Below are 15,555 nucleotides of genomic sequence, written 5' to 3'. Positions count from 1 at the left end.
CGGCGGACGCCCGGCGGGCGGGCCCGGTCAGCGGCCCGCCACCAGGCCCGATGCGGCGGCACCCCTGCTGAGCACGGTCTTTGCGATCGCGGCCCGTTCCCTGACCCACAGCTTGGTGCGGTTGAGGTTGACGGTGCGCAGCGGCTTGGTACGGGTGACGAGCTGCGGGACGTACTCCGTGTCGGTCACCTGCCAGCGCTCGCCGGGGCGCTCCGGCGGGACGAAGCGGAAGCGCGCGACGGTGCCCCAGGTGCCTTCCGGACGCTTCGTGGAACCGGCGATCTGGTCGCCGAGCCCGTAGACCACCCAGACGCCGTTGACCTTCTCGTACGCCTGCGGGGTGTGCGCGCCGGAGCCCAGGATCAGGTCGATGTCGGGGCGGCCGTCGGTCTCCGCCGCGGTGAGGGTGCGGGCCAGGGCGAGCTGGGTGGCGTCGGGGGCGGTGCGGTACTCGGCGCCCCACGCGACACTGACCACGACGAGGTCGGCGCCGGCCCGCCGGGCGGCGCGGGCGTCGGCGAGGATCCGCTGCTCGTCGACGAGGGAGACCGCCCAGGGTTTCCCGCCCCGGGCGGTCCTGCCGTTCCCGAGGGCGTAGGAGAGGTGGGCGACCTGGGCGCCGCCGCGCGCCCGCAGCAGTGCGGGCCGGGTGCCCTCGGCGGCGTTCCGCGCGGACCCGGTGTGCCGCAGTCCGACGGTGTCCAGCGCCTCCAGGGTGGAGCCGATCCCGGCGTCGCCGCGGTCGAGGGTGTGGCCGGACGCGGTGGCGCAGGAGTCGAATCCGGCGTCCTTGAGGGCGGTGGCGACCTGCGGCGGGGACTGCAGGGCTCCGGAGCCGGTGAAGGGGCCGGTCAGCGGGCCGAGCGGGGTGCCCAGGTGGCACAGGGCGAGGTCCGCCTCGGCGATGACGGGCTTGATGCCCTTGAGCATCGGCCGGTAGTCGTAGCCGGTCGGGCCGGAGCCGCGCCGGGCGAAGGCCGGGACGTCTCCCTTCGCGGTGTCCAACGCCGCCGGGGACGAGGCGAGGACGTCGCCGGACGCGACGAGGGTGAAGGGCGCCTTGGCCTCCGTGGGCTGCGGGGCTCCGGCGTGACCGCCCGCGGCGGCCGGTGCGGGCGGGGCCGGGCGGGGCGGCGGGGCGGCAGCGGGCGCACCGCAGCCGGCGGCGAGGGCGGCGAGCAGAGCGGTCGCCGCATACCGGGTGTACTGGCTCATCCCTGACGCATATCAACATGGTTCTTCCGATAAGACGTGTGCGGCACGCATCGCCGGTATATCGCCCGGACGGCGGCGCGCCCTCCCGGGCCACCGCCCCCGACGACCGGCCCCCCGGGGCTCTCCCCGCGCGCCGCCGCCCCTACGCTGCCCGGATGGACACCCACGACCGGCACGGCACGGACCGTTTCCCGCCCGGCCTGACCATGCTCCGCACGGTGCGGCGCACCCCGGACGGACGGGAGTGGCTGGCGCGCCTGCCGGGGCTGATCCGGTCCGCGCAGGAGCGCTGGGACCTGCGGCTGGGCGCACCGTACGACGGCGGCAGCTGCGCGTGGGTCGCGCCCGTCGAGTTGCCGGACGGTACGCCCGCCGTGGTGAAGATCGGGCTGCCGCACCGGGAGGCCGACGGGGAGGGACCGGCGCTCCGCGCCTGGGCGGGCGACGGCGCCGTGCGGCTGCTGGACGACGCCCCGGCGCTCGGCGCGCTGCTCATCGAGCGGTGCGCCCCGGGGACCCCGCTCGCCGCCGCGCCGCTGCCTCCGGAGGAACGGCTCACCCGCGCCGCCGGGGTGCTGCGCCGGCTGTGGGCGGCGCCGCTCCCGGCGGACGGCGGGCCGCAGCGGATGGCGGACGTGTGCGACGCGTGGGCGGCGCTGGTCGAGGAGCGGGCGGCGCGGCTGCGGACCGGTTACGACCCTGGGCTGGTGGCGCTGGGCGCGCGGCTGCTGCGGACACTGCCGCGCGGCGCCCGCCGCCGGACCGTCGTCCACGGCGACGCCAACCCGGGCAACATCCTCGCCGCCCGGCGCCGCCCCTGGCTGGCCATCGACCCCAAGCCGATGACCGGCGATCCGGCGTACGACCCGTGGCCGCTGCTGATGCAGATCGACGACCCGTTCACCCGTTCCGGTCCGGGCCCGGTGCTGCGCGCCCGCGCCGCGCTGCTCGGCGACGCCCTCGCCCAGGACCCGGCGCGGCTGCTGGCCTGGTCGGTGGCGCGCGGGGTGGAGAGCGCCCTGTACGAGGCGGCGCACGGCGACGTCCCGGGCGGCGCCGAGGAGCTGCGGCGGGCGCGGGTGGCGGCGGACCTGGCGGGGTGCTGAGCGGCTGCGGGACCGGGCACCGGACGGCTCCCGCACGGGGCCGGGGAGCACCCGGCCGGGATCGGCACGCCGCCGAACCCCCTCCACCACAAGGGAGTTGACCGTCCTGAATCCGCTCACCCCTCCGGCGTACGCCGGGCCCGGGGGCTTCCGGTCCGGCCGGTGGGCCCGCACCATGCGGGAGGGGCCGGTGCGGCGGGCGGCCGTCCCGTACGCGCCCGTTCCCCGCCGCGCGTGCCGACTGGAGGCCGCATGGCCGTCGAACCGTCCCCGTCCCCCCGCTCCCCCGCGTCCCCGCCGAGACGGCAGGTGCTGGGGGCGGCGCTCGCCGTCGGTGCGGTGGGGGCCACCGGGAGAGGGGCGGCGGTGGCCGCGCCGGGGCCCGGGGCGGCGCGGGAGCGGCGGGAGGCGGTGTCCGGTGATCCCTGGGTGCGGATCCTCGACGACGCCGACCCCGTGTGGCGGCGGCTGCCCGCGGCGTGGCACGAGGCGCCGTTCCTCGGGAACGCGCTGCTGGGCAGCCAGGTGTACGCCGAACCGGACGCGAACGCGGTGCGGTTCACCGTGCAGCACAGCGAAGTACAGGACCACCGGCCGGAGTTCGGGGCACTGTTCGGGCTGGCGCGGCTGCCCGTGGGGCACTTCACGCTGGAGCCGTGCGGCACGATCACCGCGGTGGACTGGCGGCTGCGGCTGCGCGACGCGGAGCTGACCGGCACGGTCACCACCGACCGCGGCACCCTGACGGTGCGGGCGCTGGTGCACACCTCCCGCTCCGTGCTGGCGGTCGAGGTGGTGCCGAGCACCGGGGAGCGGGCGTTCCGCTGGGTGTTCCACCCGGCCGAGGCGATCAGTCCGCGCGCCGCGTTCAAACCGGTGCCCGAGGGGTACACCGGCAATCCGCCCGCCCGGATCGAGGAGCACACGGCGGCGCGCGCCGCCGTCCAGCCGCTGCTGGCCGGCGGAGAGCATGTCACGGCGTGGCGGGAGCGGACCGGCGGGCACGGGGCGCGGACGCTGTACGCGGCGGTCGTCCCGGCGCGCCCGCGCCGCGCGGTGCGGCGGCGGGCGCTGCGGACGGTCCGGGACGCCGCCGCGCTGCCGTACGACGCGCTGGCGGCGGACCACCGCGCGTGGTGGCACGCCTACTTCCGCCGCGGCTTCCTGTCGGTGCCCGACGCCCGGCTCCAGCGGTTCTACTGGATCCAGCTGTACAAGGCGGCGTCGGCGGCGCGCGCCGCGGCGCCGGTGATGGCGACCTGCGGCCCCTGGCTGGAGCCGACACCGTGGCCCGCGACCTGGTGGAACCTCAACGTGCAGTTGGAGTACTGGCCGATCCACGGCGCCAACCACCTCGAACTGGACGCGGTGACACGGGCGCTGGGCGAGTACCGCGAGGCGCTGTCGGAGCAGCTGGAGGCGCCGTACCGGGCCGGGTGCGCGGGCATCCCGCGTACCACCGACCGGTTCCTGCGGGGCGGTACGGCGGTGCCGGGCGGCGGGTATCCGGTCGGGGTGCCCGGTCAGGACCCGCCGGCGCCGGAGGTCGGCAATCTGACGTGGGCGCTGCACAACGTGTGGCTGACCTACCGCCACACCATGGACGAGGATGTCCTGCGCGACGTCCTCTTCCCGCTGCTGCGCAGGGCGGTCGCCTACTACCTGCGGTTCCTGGAGCGGGGGCCGGACGGCCGGCTGCATCTGCCGGCGACGTTCTCCCCGGAGTACGGCGTCGACGCGCGGGACTGCACCTTCGACCTGGCGCTGCTGCGGTGGGGCTGCGCCACGCTGCTGGACGCGGCGCGGACACTGGAGGTGTCCGATCCGGCGGCCGATCGCTGGCGGGAGGTGCTGGCCCGGCTCGCGCCGTACGCGGTGAACGGCGACGGCTTCATGATCGGCGCGGGCGTGCCGTTCGCGAAGTCGCACCGGCACTACTCCCATCTGCTGGCGGTGTACCCGCTGTACGAGGTGACCTGGGAGCAGCCCGAACACCGGGAGCTGATCGAGACCTCGCTGCGGCACTGGGTCGGGTTCGAGGGCGCGTTGCAGGGCTACACGTTCACCGGTGCGGCGTCGATGTGCGCGCAGATGGGCCGGGGCGACGAGGCGCTGGGCCATCTGCGGACGCTGCTGGACCGCTTCATCCGGCCGAACACGATGTACGAGGAGTCCGGCCCGGTGATCGAGACGCCGCTGTCGGCGGCGCAGTCGCTGCACGACATGCTCTGCCAGAGCTGGGGCGGGGTGATCCGGGTCTTCCCCGCCGTCCCGGCGTCCTGGCGCGAGGTGCGGCTGCACGATTTCCGCACCCAGGGCGCGTTCCTGCTGAGCGCGGCGCGCACCGGTGGCCGCACGCGGTGGGTGCGGGTGTTCAGCGAGGCGGGCGCGCCGTGCGTGGTGCGGCACTCGCTGCCGGGACCGGTGGCGGTCACCGACGGACACGGCCGCCCGCTGCCGTACGAGGAGAGCGGCCCGGGGACGGTGCGGCTGCGGCTGGCCCGGGGCGGCACCGCGCTGCTCGCGCCGCCCGGGGAGCGGCCGGACATCCGGCCCGTACCGGTCACACCGAACGATCCGGCGCCCCGCTGGGGGTTGCCGGACTGAGGCGGGGCGGCGGCGAGCTGTGCGGCCGGGCGGGCGGCGGGCGCGGCAATCCTCGTCAGGTGGCGGATCACTCGGCGACCGGGCGCGGCGATGCTGGGTGAAGTCCCCGGCGCCGTCGGCCCGTTGCGGCCGCCGCCCCTCAGCTGCACCTTCTAGGGAAAACTCCATGATGAACATGACGCACACGGCCCCGAGCCCGGACGGGAGGGCCCGACCGGTACGGGTCGTTGTCATCGACAGGGATCTGGTGACCCGCCACGGTCTGGTCGGTCTGCTCCGGGCGAGCAGCCGGTTCGCCGTCGTCGGTGAGTCCCAGGAATTCGGACAGGCCCTGGAACTCGTCCGGCATTCCGCCCCCGATGTGGCACTGCTCGGCCTTTCCGGGGGAGCGAGCCTCGACGCGCTGCCCGGACTTTCCGTGCTGTGCGAGGTGGTGCTGCTCGCCCACCGGGAGCGTCCGCAGGAAATCCAGCAGGCCGTACGGGGCGGTGCGGCCGGTTGTCTGATGCACCGGGAATTCTCGGTGACGGATCTCTACACCACGGTCGCCTCGGCCGCCCGGGGGCGCGCTCCGCGTACCGGCGGAACGTCCGGCGCTTTTCCCGGAAATCTGCGGATGGCGTCACCGCGCTATGACGGAATCGGACCCGGCGCCCGTATCGGATCGCTCTCCCGGCGGGAGAGCGAAATCATGGGCCATATCTCGCGCGGGCGCAGCAATCGGGAAATAGCCGATACGCTTTTCCTGAGCGAGAAGACGGTCAAGAACCATGTGAACCGTATCTACGGGAAGCTGCGGGTCCGCACCCGTGCCGCGGCGGTGGCGCTCTGGCTCGGCGCCGATGTCGAGGCGAGCGACCGGCCGGCGGCCCGCCGCGCCTGACCTTCCGGTCACCCGGACCGCCCGGCGGCTCCCATGTTCCCGCCGGGCGGTCGGGCGGAGGCGGCCGGACGGACCGGCCGCCCGCTCAGCCGGCCATGCCGGTCTCCGCGACGATGCGCCGCAGCTCCTTGAGGGCGTAGTGGTTACGGGACTTGACGGTGCCGGCGGGGACGCCGATCGTCCGGGCGGTGTCCGGTATCGACCGGTCCATGCAGTGCAGATGCACCACGACCTCCCGGTGCGGCGGGGAGAGCAGCGCCAGGACGCCCGCCATGTCCTGGGCGAGGGCGACCTGTTCGGCGCCGTCCGGGACCGCCTCGGTGTCCGGCGGCGCGGGGTCGGTGGTCTGCCGGGGGCGGGCGTTCCTGGCCCGGTAGGCGTCGATGACCAGGTTCCGGGCCACGCGGAGCAGCCAGGGGCGCATCGCGTCGCCGGTCCCGCCGTGGGGGCGGGCGAGTTTCGCGGCGTTGCGCCAGGCGCGCAGAAAGGTCTCCTGGACGAGGTCCTCCGCGGTTTCCCTGCCGACTCCTCCGACCCGCATCACATAGTGCTCCAGGGCGGCGCAGTGATGGGCGTAGAGCTCTCGCAGGAACGTCTCGTGGTGGGTGGCCCCGTCCGGCTCGGCACCGTTCCTCGGGCCGGCCGAAAGGCGTTGGTTCTTCATGTGGGAGCCTTTCCTGACCGGGGAGTTCTGTTGAAGGTGCCGCGCGGATTCCGGCTGTTCGGATTCTCCGGAATCCGCGCGGCGGGACGGCGACGCATTCCACCTCGCACCTTCCGCACCGCACGGGCCGGCGGAGAAATGTACGGGGGAAAGGCCGGAGTTCGGGGGGAGTTCTCCCCGGCGGCCGCCTTTCGTCAGACTGGCACAGGGCGGGGCGCGTTCTGCGATATCCGGGGCGGGCGGGCGGCGAATTGGGCCGGTGAGCCCAGGGCGGGTGAGCCCGGGGGCCCAACGGCGGTGTCCGGTGCGGTTCTTCGCACCGCCGCGGTGTCCCTGGGCCCCCGGCGCGAGGGCGGAGCGAAGCCGGTCCCGGCCTCGCGGACCAGGCAGGGCGCTGAGCCGGCGCGCGGGGGCGGAGCCCTGGCCGTCGCGGTGTCCGGGGCGGCCGGAGGGACGGCGGCGGGGACGGAGGGCGACAGCGGGCGGCGGGCGGCCGGAGGGACGGCGAGGGAGCCGTGCCGGTGCCCGTCGTCGGGCCGCCCCGGCCCGGCCGCCGCACCGTTCAGCAGGCCCGGCACGCGGCGAGGAGCTTGTCCCGCACCGCCAGCTCCCGCTCGTCCAGCTCCGCCTCAGGGGCCGCCGGCCGGCGCCCGGCGTCCGGGGCGTCGTATTCGGCGGCGGTGACCTCCCGGAGCAGCAGGCGGGGGCCGGGGCCGGTGTCCGGTCCGGCCGCCAGGACGCGGAACGCACTGTTCCCGGGGAAGAGGATCTCCTCGCCGGCGCCGGCGGTGCCGAGCGCGTCGGTCCGGCGGCCGCTCACCGACCAGACCGCGTACGTCACCCCGGCGTCACCGGGCTCCGGCGCGCCCCGGCGGGCCCGCACCACCTCGGCGGGGCGGAGCAGTTGCCCGGTCCGGTACCCGTCCGGACCGTCCGGTGCCGGCGCGTCCCGGCCGTAGGCCACCCCGCGGTAGGACGGCAGCCGCCGGAGACCGGAGGCCACGCACGCCGCCCAGGCGCCCGCCAGGGGTGCGGAGGGCAGCCGTCCGGGTCCGGCCGCCTGCCAGTCGTCGCAGATCAGCGCGCGTACGGCGATGAGGTCGCAGAGACCGGAGTCCTCCGCGTCGGCCGCCGACCGCAGCCCCGGCCGGGTGGCCAGCACCCGCGCCACGGCCCGCGCGTGCACGTCGTAGCCACGCCGCAGCGCCTCCCGCAGCACGGCCCGCTCCCCCGCCGTACTGCGGTGGACGGGCGGCAGACCGGCGGGCGCGTACAGGACCCCCGGGCGGCGCGGTGGTCCGGGGGCGGTACCGGGCTCGGGAGCGGCGGGGTCGGCAGCGTCGGCGGGCACGGGCACGGGCTCGGGCACGGGCTCGGGCTCGGGGCCGGTGTCCGCGAGGGCGGGCCCGGCGGCGGGCGGTCCGTCCTGGCGCAGCCCGTCCTGACGCGGTTCGTCGTCGGTACGGTGCGGGGCCGCCGGTGCCGCGGGGGCGTTTGCCGGCGGGCCGGGCGGCCGTGGTGTGACGCCCACGGCGGCGGGCAGTCCCGCGACCGCCGCCGGGAGGGTGCCGAGGGCGGGCGGCGGCGGTGTCGCCGCCTCCGGGAGGAACGGCGGTACGGGGGCGGCGGGTACGTCCGGGGCGGACGGCGGCGCTCCGGGGCCGGGCGCCGGGGCCGAGGGCCCCTCGGGGACGGGCGGCGGCGCGGGGGCGGGAGCACCGGGGGCCGCCCACCCCGCGGGGCCGGGAGCGGTGGGTGCGAGGGGAGGCGAGGACGGGCCGAGCACCGGAGGGAACGGCGACGCGGCCACCGGGGCGGCGGCCATCGAGGCGGCCACGGGTACGGCGGCCCCCGGCCCGGCCGGGGCCGGGGAATCCCCGGCCACCGGCGAGGGCGTCGCGGCCACCGGTGCGGGCTCGGACGGGGACGCGGACCTACCCGGAGCCGCGGGCCCGGGAACCGGCGCAGACACGCCCACGGGCGAAGGCACAGCCGGCTCCGGCCCGGCCGGAGCCGCAAGCGCGGGCGAAGCCGCGACCACCGGCGCGGGCACGGACGCAGACGCGGGCACGGGCACGGACGGAGACAGGGGCACAGCCCCTCCGCCCGCCCCCACCGCGGACGGGCCCACCGCGGACGGGCCCACCGCCGAGGTGGCCGGGAGGCTCGCCGGTGACGGGGCCGCGCAGGCGGCCGGGTCGCGGGCGTCGACGACCGAGGTGCGGAGGTAGGAGGCCAGCAGCCGGAGTTCCCGGGCGCCGTCCGGCGCCGGGGGCGGGGGCGAGGTGAGGACGGCGAGTACCGCGGCGTGCCCCTGCCAGTGCCTCCGTACGGTCCACAGGGCGCGGGCGAGGTCCCACACCGAGGCGGGGCGGGTGCCGATCAGGTAGGGCGCGCCCCGGTTGCCCGCCGGGCGGTGGACGGCGACGCCGTACAGGCCGGGGCGCCAGCGCTGCTCGGCCCAGTGTCCGAGGTCCGCCGTGAGTGCGGCCGTTTCCGGGGCGCTCCGTTCGGCCAGTACCAGTCCGCGGGCGTCCGGGCGGGCCAGCGGCGCGGGGCCCGGCAGATCGCGGGGCGGCTCGGTGCCGGGCCGCAGCCGGTCCAGTTCCGCCTCGGGGAAGGGGTGGCGGCCGGTGAGCCGGACGGCGGGTGTCCGGCGGCGGTCGGCGCGTTGCGGGGTCACCCCCCACCAGCGGTCACGGTGGCCGCCGGCGAGCACCGGGACCTGGAGGCGGTCCGCGATCTGCTGGACCATCCAGCCGGCGACGGACCCGTTGGAGACCAGCAGCACGGCCCGGCCGCTCCGCCGGGGGCAGGCGAGGACGCGCTCGGCCAGTTCGAGCGGGGTGACCGGCCGGGAGGCGATGTAGAAGGCGCCGAGGTGGTCGTCGAAGCGGACGAAGACGGTGTGGAGATTCCGGTCCGGCCGCCACCAGGGGGCGAGTTGGGAGGGCTCCAGCGGCTCGCCGCCCGGTTCGAAGACCACCCCGCCGTCGATCGGGCGGCCGTTGGGCGTCCCGTAGGTCCGGCCGGGCGGGCAGGCGGCCGTCGCCGCCGGGTGGCGCGGCCCCTGGTCCGGCAGCGGTACGGCCACGGCCGGGCCGTGTCCCGTGGCGCCGGTCCAGGGCCGCCCGGTTCCGGGCCCCGGTGCCGCGGCGCTTGCGGGGGCCTTGCTCAAGTGGCTCACTGCGGTGTCCTTCGTACGCGGTGCAGCCGTCACGCGGCCCGGCCGGCGTGGACCCCGGGCCGGGAGGCCGGCGTGCGCTGCGGGATGGGGACGTTCCGGCGCGCTGGTCCGCGGGCGCCCGGCCTGCGGAAGGACCGGTGGCACCCGCGCCGGAGCCGGGCCGCCGCACTCCGGCGGGCCGGTTCCGGCGCGGGACGACGCCGTCACGGGGGCTGGGCGGCGTCCCCCACAGTCAAGCGGGCCCGTCGCGCCCCGGACAGGGTCCACAGGCTCAATCCGCAAGCCGCCGCGAGCCGCCGTCCGCCCGCTCCCCACCTGCGAAGACCTCCTCGCCCGGCGGAGACGCGGGCCGGTGGCGACCGTCTCACGGACGGGCCGCGCGGGGCTATCGTGCCGGGGCGCCGCCGGACCTGCCCGGACCGGCGCCCCTTTTCGGCCCCGGCGTGGTGCCACCGCGCGGGGGCCGTCCCGCACCCCGTACCGAGGAGCGACATGCCCGACCGCAACGACTCCGTCACCATCGACGCCGACGCCGTACGGCGGCTCGGCCGGGAACTCCAGGACGCCGGGCGGGAGTTGGCCGCCTGTCTCGACCGCTACCGGGAGCGCTGCGCGGACACCGGCGGCGGGTACGGCCCCACGCGCGCCGGGGAAGCCGCGGACCGCGAAGGGGAGTTGACGGCCGGTGAGCTGATCCGCGTGCTGGGCGACCTCGTCGGGACCTGTGAGAGCCGGGCCGAAGGGCTGCTGGCCGCGGCCGGGCGCTACCGGTCGGCCGGTGAGGAGGCGGACGCGGCGGTGGCGGCGCTGCGGCGCGCCCGCTGACCGCGGCGGACCGCGCCGCCGGGTCCCGTGCGGGGCTCCGGTGGCGCGGTCCGGGCGGCCGTCAGCAGTTGTCCAGGGCCTTCTCCTCCCGGGCGGGGGCGCCACCGGCCGGGGCGCCGGGGCCCGGCGGGAGGGCGAGGTCCGCCGGCAGCAGGGTGCACAGGTCGTGGTCGGTGGGCCGGGGGACGGCGCCGAGCCGCCCCGCCTGGAGGGTGACCATGCCGTCCAGGACCTGGCGGGCGTAGCGTCCGTTGCCGAACGCGGCGCCGCGCGGCACCTCCTCGAAGTGGTGCAGCAGGGCCCGGCGCAGGTCGTCGGAGCAGACGTAGCCGGCGTCGGCGGCCTGCTGGTCGACGAGGGTCACCAGCTCCGCCGGGGTGTAGTCGTCGAACTCCACGGTGCGGGAGAAGCGGGAGGCCAGGCCCGCGTTGGAGGCGATGAACCGCTCCATGTCGGCGGAGTAGCCCGCGGCGATGACGACGACCTCCTCGCGGTGGTCCTCCATCAGCTTCACCAGCGTGTCGACGGCCTCCTGTCCGAAGTCCGAGCCGGTGGACGCCGGGGCGAGGGTGTACGCCTCATCGATGAACAGCACACCGCCCCGGGCCCGTTCGAACGCTTCCCTGGTGCGCTGCGCGGTGTGGCCGACCCACTCCCCCACCAGGTCGGCGCGGGAGACCTCGACGAGCTGACCGCGGGGCAGGACGCCCAGGGCGCGCAGCAGCCGGCCGTAGAGGCGGGCGACGGTCGTCTTCCCGGTGCCGGGGGCGCCGGAGAAGATCAGGTGGCGGCTGAGGGAGGGCGCGGGCAGCCCGGCCGCCCGGCGGCGGCGGACCGATTCGAGGAGGTCGACCATGCCGGACACCTCCCGCTTGACCTGCGCCAGGCCGACCATGCGGTGGAGTTCGCCGAGGAGGGTGGCGGCGTCCGCGGCATCCGCCCCGTCCGCCGCGTCGGGCTCGTCCACGCCTTCCGGGAGGGCGACGTCCTCGGGCAGCAGCAGGGTCAACTCCCGGCCGGTGGGGTGTTCCTGGCCGGCGAGGCGCTGGGCCTGGTGTTCCACCATCGACTCGAAGATCTTGCGGGCGGTGCGGCCGTTGCCGAAGTCCCGGTCGCGGGGGATGAGGTCGAAGTGGCGGGTGAGGGTCTCCCGGGTGCCGTCGCCCAGGTCGTAGTGGTGGGTGCGGCACATGTGCTCGACGATGGTGACCAGTTCGCCGGAGGCGTAGTTGTCGAACTGCACGGTACGGGTGAACCGGGAGGACAGGCCCGGGTTGGAGGAGAGGAAGCGGCGCATCTCGTCCTCGTAGCCCGCGGCGACGACGACCACCTCGTCGCGGTGATCCTCCATCAGCTTCACCAGCGTGTCGATCGCCTCCTTGCCGAAGTCCGGGCCGCTGCCGCCCTCGCCCGACAGCAGTCCGTACGCCTCGTCGATGAAGAGCACCCCGCCGCGGGCCTCCTCGAAGCGTTCCGCGGTCTTCAGGGCGGTGCCGCCGACCACCTGCGCGACGAGGTCGAGGCGGGCCACCTCGACGAGGTGGCCGCTGCGCAGGGTGCCGAGGGCGGCGAGGATGCGGGCGTAGAGGCGGGCCACGGTGGTCTTGCCGGTGCCGGGCGGGCCGGCGAAGACCAGGTGGCGGCTCATGGGCGGCACGGGCAGTCCGGCCTGTTTGCGGTGGGCGGCCATCCGGTTGAGGTTGACGAGGTAGGTGACTTCCTTCTTGACGCCGGCGAGGCCGACCAGGGAGCGGAGTTCGGCGAGCGCGGCGGCCAGCGGGTCGTCGCCGTCCGGCCCGCCGGCGGGCGCGGGGGCGGCGGCCGGTTCCGGGGTGGCCGGCGGCAAGGTGGCCGGCGGGCCGGCGTCGGCGGTGGCGGTGGCCGGGCTGCCGCTGTCCGGTGCGCCGTTGCCGTGGCTGGTCAGCTCCTCGACGCGGACCGCGGTGTCCGAGGCGGTGCGGCGCAGTCCGGCGCCCCGGTTGCCGTGGACCTCGCTGGAGACGACGGTGACCTCGCCGGTGGTCTCGACGAGCAGGCCGTCGCCGTCGTTGCCGTACACCTCGCAGGAGGTGACGGCCCCGGTGGCACGGCCGGTGAGGCGGACGCCGTGCCGCCGGTTGGTGTGCACCCGGGACCGGCCGAGCGCGAGGTCACCGTCGCCCTCGACGGCGACGCCCTGGGCGCGGGCCCCGGTGACCTCGCAGTCCCGCAGTACCGCCCGTCCCCCCTCGCCCACCAGGACCCCGGCGTCGGCGCAGTCGGCGATCCGGGTGCCCTGGACGTACGGGTTCCCGCCGCCGGTCGCGGCCAGTCCGGCGAGGGTGGTGCGTTCGATGCGGGAGTCCTCGATCCGGCCCCGGCCGTCCTCGGCGACGAGGACGCCGTGTCCCCGGCAGTCGCGGACGGCCGCCTTGCGGAACAGCGGGTTGGCACCGGTGGAGATGCCGATGCCGTGCCGTTCCATGTCGTGGATGTCGAGGCCGGTGTAGGTCCCGGCGGACTGGTCGCGCACCGCGACGGCCAGTGCGGCGCCGTGGTGGATGCGGACGCCGGTGAGCTGCGGGTCGCTCTCCCCCGTCACCCAGACCGCGGTCTCCCCGGCGCCGGTGATCTCGCAGTCCTCGAAGGTGCCGTGGGAGCGGTCGGTGACGAGGAGTCCGTTGCCGCCGGTCCGGGTCACGGTGCAGCGGACGACATGCGGTGCCGCGCCCGCGCCGAGGACGAAACCGTGGCCGGTGACGTCCGTGATCTCGCAGTCCTCGAAGACGCCGCGGACCCGGCCGGTGAGGTGCACCGCGGAGTCGGCGCTGTCGTGGATACGGGTGCGGCGGACGGAGGTGGCGCCGCCCTTCTCGACGCCGATGGCCGGGCCGCGGATGCCGGAGAGGTCGCAGTCCTCGATCCGGCCGCGGCCGCCCTCGGTGGAGCAGACCGCGTTGCCGCCGATGTCGCCGAAGGCGCAGTCGCGGATCAGCGGGTCGGCGCCGGAGGCGAGGACGACGCCGGAGCCCTGGACCGCGCGGAAGGCGCACCGTTCGACCTCGCCCGCGGCCTCCTCCATGGCGACGAGGCCGGAGCCCGCGGAGTTGGCGAGCGCGCAGTCGCGGAGCGCGAGGCGCGCGCCGCCGCGGGCGAGCACCGCGGCGGCGGAGGCGGCGGTGACGGTGCACTCCTCCATCGTCAGGGTGCCCATCGCGGCGTCCACCACCGCGGCGCCACCGTCCCGGCCGCGCAGTTCGAGGCCGCGCAGGGTGAGCGTCTCGGCGGCGAGGAGGACGGTGCTGCCCTCGGCGCTGTCCCAGGTGACGCTGCCGGGGCCCTCCTCGGCGGTGATGCTCACCGGCACCCGGATCACCAGGCTCTCGTGGTAGGAGCCGGGCAGCACGTTGATGATGGCTCCGGGGTCCGCCTCGGTGAGGGCCTGGCCGATGGTCGGGTAGCAACCGGCCTCGGTGTCCGACACGTTGAGGACCCGGCTCATCGCGCGGCCTCGGCGGCCGTGCCGGCGCGGCGGGCGGGTGCGGTGCCCGGCTCGGGGGCGGTGTGGCATCGGGAGGGGTTCACGGGGTGCTCCAAGCTCGGCGTACCGGTCCGCTCGGTACGGCCGGTGGGTGCGGGGTCGAGGGACGTCGGAGGCGGACGGGGGTCAGGGCGGGGGTCGGGCCCGGGGGTCAGGGCCGGAGTTGTCCGGTGGTGCAGTGGGCGAGCGCCCGGTGGCGGGTGGTGTCGTCGACGGGCGGGGCGGTGTGGCCCGCCGCCCGGATGTGGCGCAGCAGCCCCTCGGCGGGGGCCAGGCCGTACACGTCGAGGTAGTGGGCGCTCGCCTCGGACCACAGCCAGGTGCCGTCGGTACGGATTCCGGCCGGGACGCCGCCGGGGCGGGCGGGGTCCACGACGTCGTCGAGCGGTTCCGGGCAGTCGAGCAGCGGGGCGCCGGCCCGCAGGTAGGCGAGGACGCGGGTGCGTTCGGCGGGCTCCAGCCGGGGGTGGCCGGGCCGGAAGAAGGGCCGTCCGGCGTCCGTCACCCCGTCGAAGACCGGGGCCGCCGTGAACGGGGTGCGCCGCACCGCCCACACAAGGGCCCCGTCGTCGCGGGCGGCCCGCTGGTAGCGGGGCAGCCGGTCGCCGGTGGCGTAGACCTCGGCCTGTGCGGTCGGCTCGCCCGCCGTCGCCAGGGCGTCCAGCAGTACGGCGGTGACGGACGGCAGGCCGGTGCCGGGCGGGGTCTCGCAGACGTACACCCGGCGCGCGGGCCGCGCCCGGTCCGTGACGGGCCGCCGCCGGGCGCACCACAGGCCGCGCGCGCCGGCCCGCGCGGCGGCCGCGGCGAGCGCCGGGGGCGCGGGGTCGCCGGACGGTTCGAAGACGTACGGGAGCGGCGTCGGCCAAGCGGGCGGCGCGGGCAGCAGGTCGAGGGGGCCGGAGTCCTGGCCGTCGGCCTCCAGCACCTCCGCGAGCAGGTCGGCGTCGCCCTCCGGCAGCGCGGCACCGGCCGCCCGCACGGCGCGGAGCGCCTCGCGGGCGAAGTCCGGCCGGGCGGGCACGGCGAGGTGCCGCCGGGCGCGGGTCAGCGCGTCGTCGTCGACGGTCCCGGCGAGGGAGAGGAGCAGGTGGTGGCAGTCGGCCCGCCAGGTGGGGCGCGGCGGGAGGGGGACGGGCGGTCCGGGAAGGTCATGACCGGCGTGGCCGGATGCGGGGAGACCGGTCGGCGGGGCGCCGGGTGCGGTGGGGTTCATGGCAGGTGTCCTCCGAGGGGTCGGCACGGTGCCCGGCGGCCTCCGGGGGCCCGTACCCGGTGGCGCGGGCGGGGGGACGGGCCGGGCGTCTTGAGCGGGCATGCCGGGGAAGCTCCGGGGTGTCCACCGGCGGACGGCCCGCGGACGGCGGACGGCCCCGGCGGCGCACCGGCCGACGCGGCACCGGCAGGCCCCGGCACAGCGCCGTCCGACGGCACACCGGAAGGCTCCGCACCGTCCGACGGCACACCGGCAGTCCCCGGCGCCGCCCCGGCAGGCGTCGCACCGGCCGGTGCCCGGTGCGCGCCGGGGAGCCACGAGGCCGGTTCCGG

9 protein-coding genes are annotated in these 15,555 nt (G+C 77.0%); 4 read left to right on the top strand and 5 right to left on the bottom strand.

Annotated features, from left to right (window positions below; genetic code table 11):
* Nucleotides 1-27: 27 nt before the first annotated feature.
* Nucleotides 28-1,215: a CapA family protein gene (locus ACZ4M8_RS10575; RefSeq protein ID WP_467605419.1), complete on the bottom strand. Its 1,188-nt coding sequence runs from the start codon at nt 1,213-1,215 to the stop codon at nt 28-30.
* A gap of 155 nt (nt 1,216-1,370) precedes the next feature.
* Here ACZ4M8_RS10575 and ACZ4M8_RS10570 point away from each other — a divergent pair, with 155 nt between their 5' ends.
* From ACZ4M8_RS10570 to ACZ4M8_RS10560, 3 genes are all read left to right on the top strand, one after another.
* Nucleotides 1,371-2,321 carry an aminoglycoside phosphotransferase family protein gene (locus ACZ4M8_RS10570; RefSeq protein ID WP_467605417.1) on the top strand — a complete coding sequence of 317 codons (951 nt, stop codon included), beginning with the start codon at nt 1,371-1,373 and terminating at the stop codon, nt 2,319-2,321.
* A 252-nt stretch (nt 2,322-2,573) separates the two neighbouring features.
* The gene (locus ACZ4M8_RS10565; RefSeq protein WP_467605416.1) at nt 2,574-4,928 is read left to right on the top strand and encodes a glycosyl hydrolase family 95 catalytic domain-containing protein; all 2,355 of its coding nucleotides are present in this window, start codon (nt 2,574-2,576) and stop codon (nt 4,926-4,928) included.
* A 166-nt stretch (nt 4,929-5,094) separates the two neighbouring features.
* Nucleotides 5,095-5,811: a LuxR C-terminal-related transcriptional regulator gene (locus ACZ4M8_RS10560; RefSeq protein WP_467605414.1), complete on the top strand. Its 717-nt coding sequence runs from the start codon at nt 5,095-5,097 to the stop codon at nt 5,809-5,811.
* Between the two features lie 85 nt (nt 5,812-5,896).
* Here the strand turns inward: ACZ4M8_RS10560 and ACZ4M8_RS10555 are convergent, their stop codons facing one another.
* Nucleotides 5,897-6,475 carry a sigma-70 family RNA polymerase sigma factor gene (locus ACZ4M8_RS10555; RefSeq protein ID WP_467605411.1) on the bottom strand — a complete coding sequence of 193 codons (579 nt, stop codon included), beginning with the start codon at nt 6,473-6,475 and terminating at the stop codon, nt 5,897-5,899.
* 562 nt (nt 6,476-7,037) lie between these two features.
* Nucleotides 7,038-9,569, bottom strand: a complete 2,532-nt coding sequence (locus tag ACZ4M8_RS10550; protein WP_467605410.1) for a hypothetical protein — start codon at nt 9,567-9,569, stop codon at nt 7,038-7,040.
* Between the two features lie 585 nt (nt 9,570-10,154).
* Between ACZ4M8_RS10550 and ACZ4M8_RS10545 the strand changes: the two genes are divergently transcribed.
* Nucleotides 10,155-10,487 carry a hypothetical protein gene (locus tag ACZ4M8_RS10545; RefSeq protein WP_467605409.1) on the top strand — a complete coding sequence of 111 codons (333 nt, stop codon included), beginning with the start codon at nt 10,155-10,157 and terminating at the stop codon, nt 10,485-10,487.
* Between the two features lie 61 nt (nt 10,488-10,548).
* On the opposite strand, the gene ACZ4M8_RS10540 is transcribed toward ACZ4M8_RS10545, so the two are convergent.
* A complete protein-coding gene (locus ACZ4M8_RS10540) occupies nt 10,549-13,968 on the bottom strand; it encodes a right-handed parallel beta-helix repeat-containing protein (RefSeq protein WP_467605406.1) in 3,420 nt (1,139 codons plus the stop codon).
* Nucleotides 13,969-14,158: 190 nt separating this feature from the next.
* Nucleotides 14,159-15,223: a hypothetical protein gene (locus ACZ4M8_RS10535; RefSeq protein ID WP_467605405.1), complete on the bottom strand. Its 1,065-nt coding sequence runs from the start codon at nt 15,221-15,223 to the stop codon at nt 14,159-14,161.
* Nucleotides 15,224-15,555: the final 332 nt, after the last annotated feature.

It is taken from the genome of Streptomyces sp. NPDC027185 (assembly GCF_055567035.1).
Note: the sequence above shows the minus strand (reverse complement) of the source record. Positions and strands in the feature narration are given on the sequence as shown.

Bases quoted from the DNA above. Each gene is read 5' to 3' on its own strand.
- ACZ4M8_RS10540 (WP_467605406.1), bottom strand. From the start codon at position 13,968: ATGAGCCGGGTCCTCAACGTGTCGGACACCGAGGCCGGTTGCTACCCG.
- ACZ4M8_RS10535 (WP_467605405.1), bottom strand. From the start codon at position 15,223: ATGAACCCCACCGCACCCGGCGCCCCGCCGACCGGTCTCCCCGCATCC.
- ACZ4M8_RS10575 (WP_467605419.1), bottom strand. From the start codon at position 1,215: ATGAGCCAGTACACCCGGTATGCGGCGACCGCTCTGCTCGCCGCCCTC.
- ACZ4M8_RS10555 (WP_467605411.1), bottom strand. From the start codon at position 6,475: ATGAAGAACCAACGCCTTTCGGCCGGCCCGAGGAACGGTGCCGAGCCG.
- ACZ4M8_RS10560 (WP_467605414.1), top strand. From the start codon at position 5,095: ATGATGAACATGACGCACACGGCCCCGAGCCCGGACGGGAGGGCCCGA.
- ACZ4M8_RS10570 (WP_467605417.1), top strand. From the start codon at position 1,371: ATGGACACCCACGACCGGCACGGCACGGACCGTTTCCCGCCCGGCCTG.
- ACZ4M8_RS10565 (WP_467605416.1), top strand. From the start codon at position 2,574: ATGGCCGTCGAACCGTCCCCGTCCCCCCGCTCCCCCGCGTCCCCGCCG.
- ACZ4M8_RS10545 (WP_467605409.1), top strand. From the start codon at position 10,155: ATGCCCGACCGCAACGACTCCGTCACCATCGACGCCGACGCCGTACGG.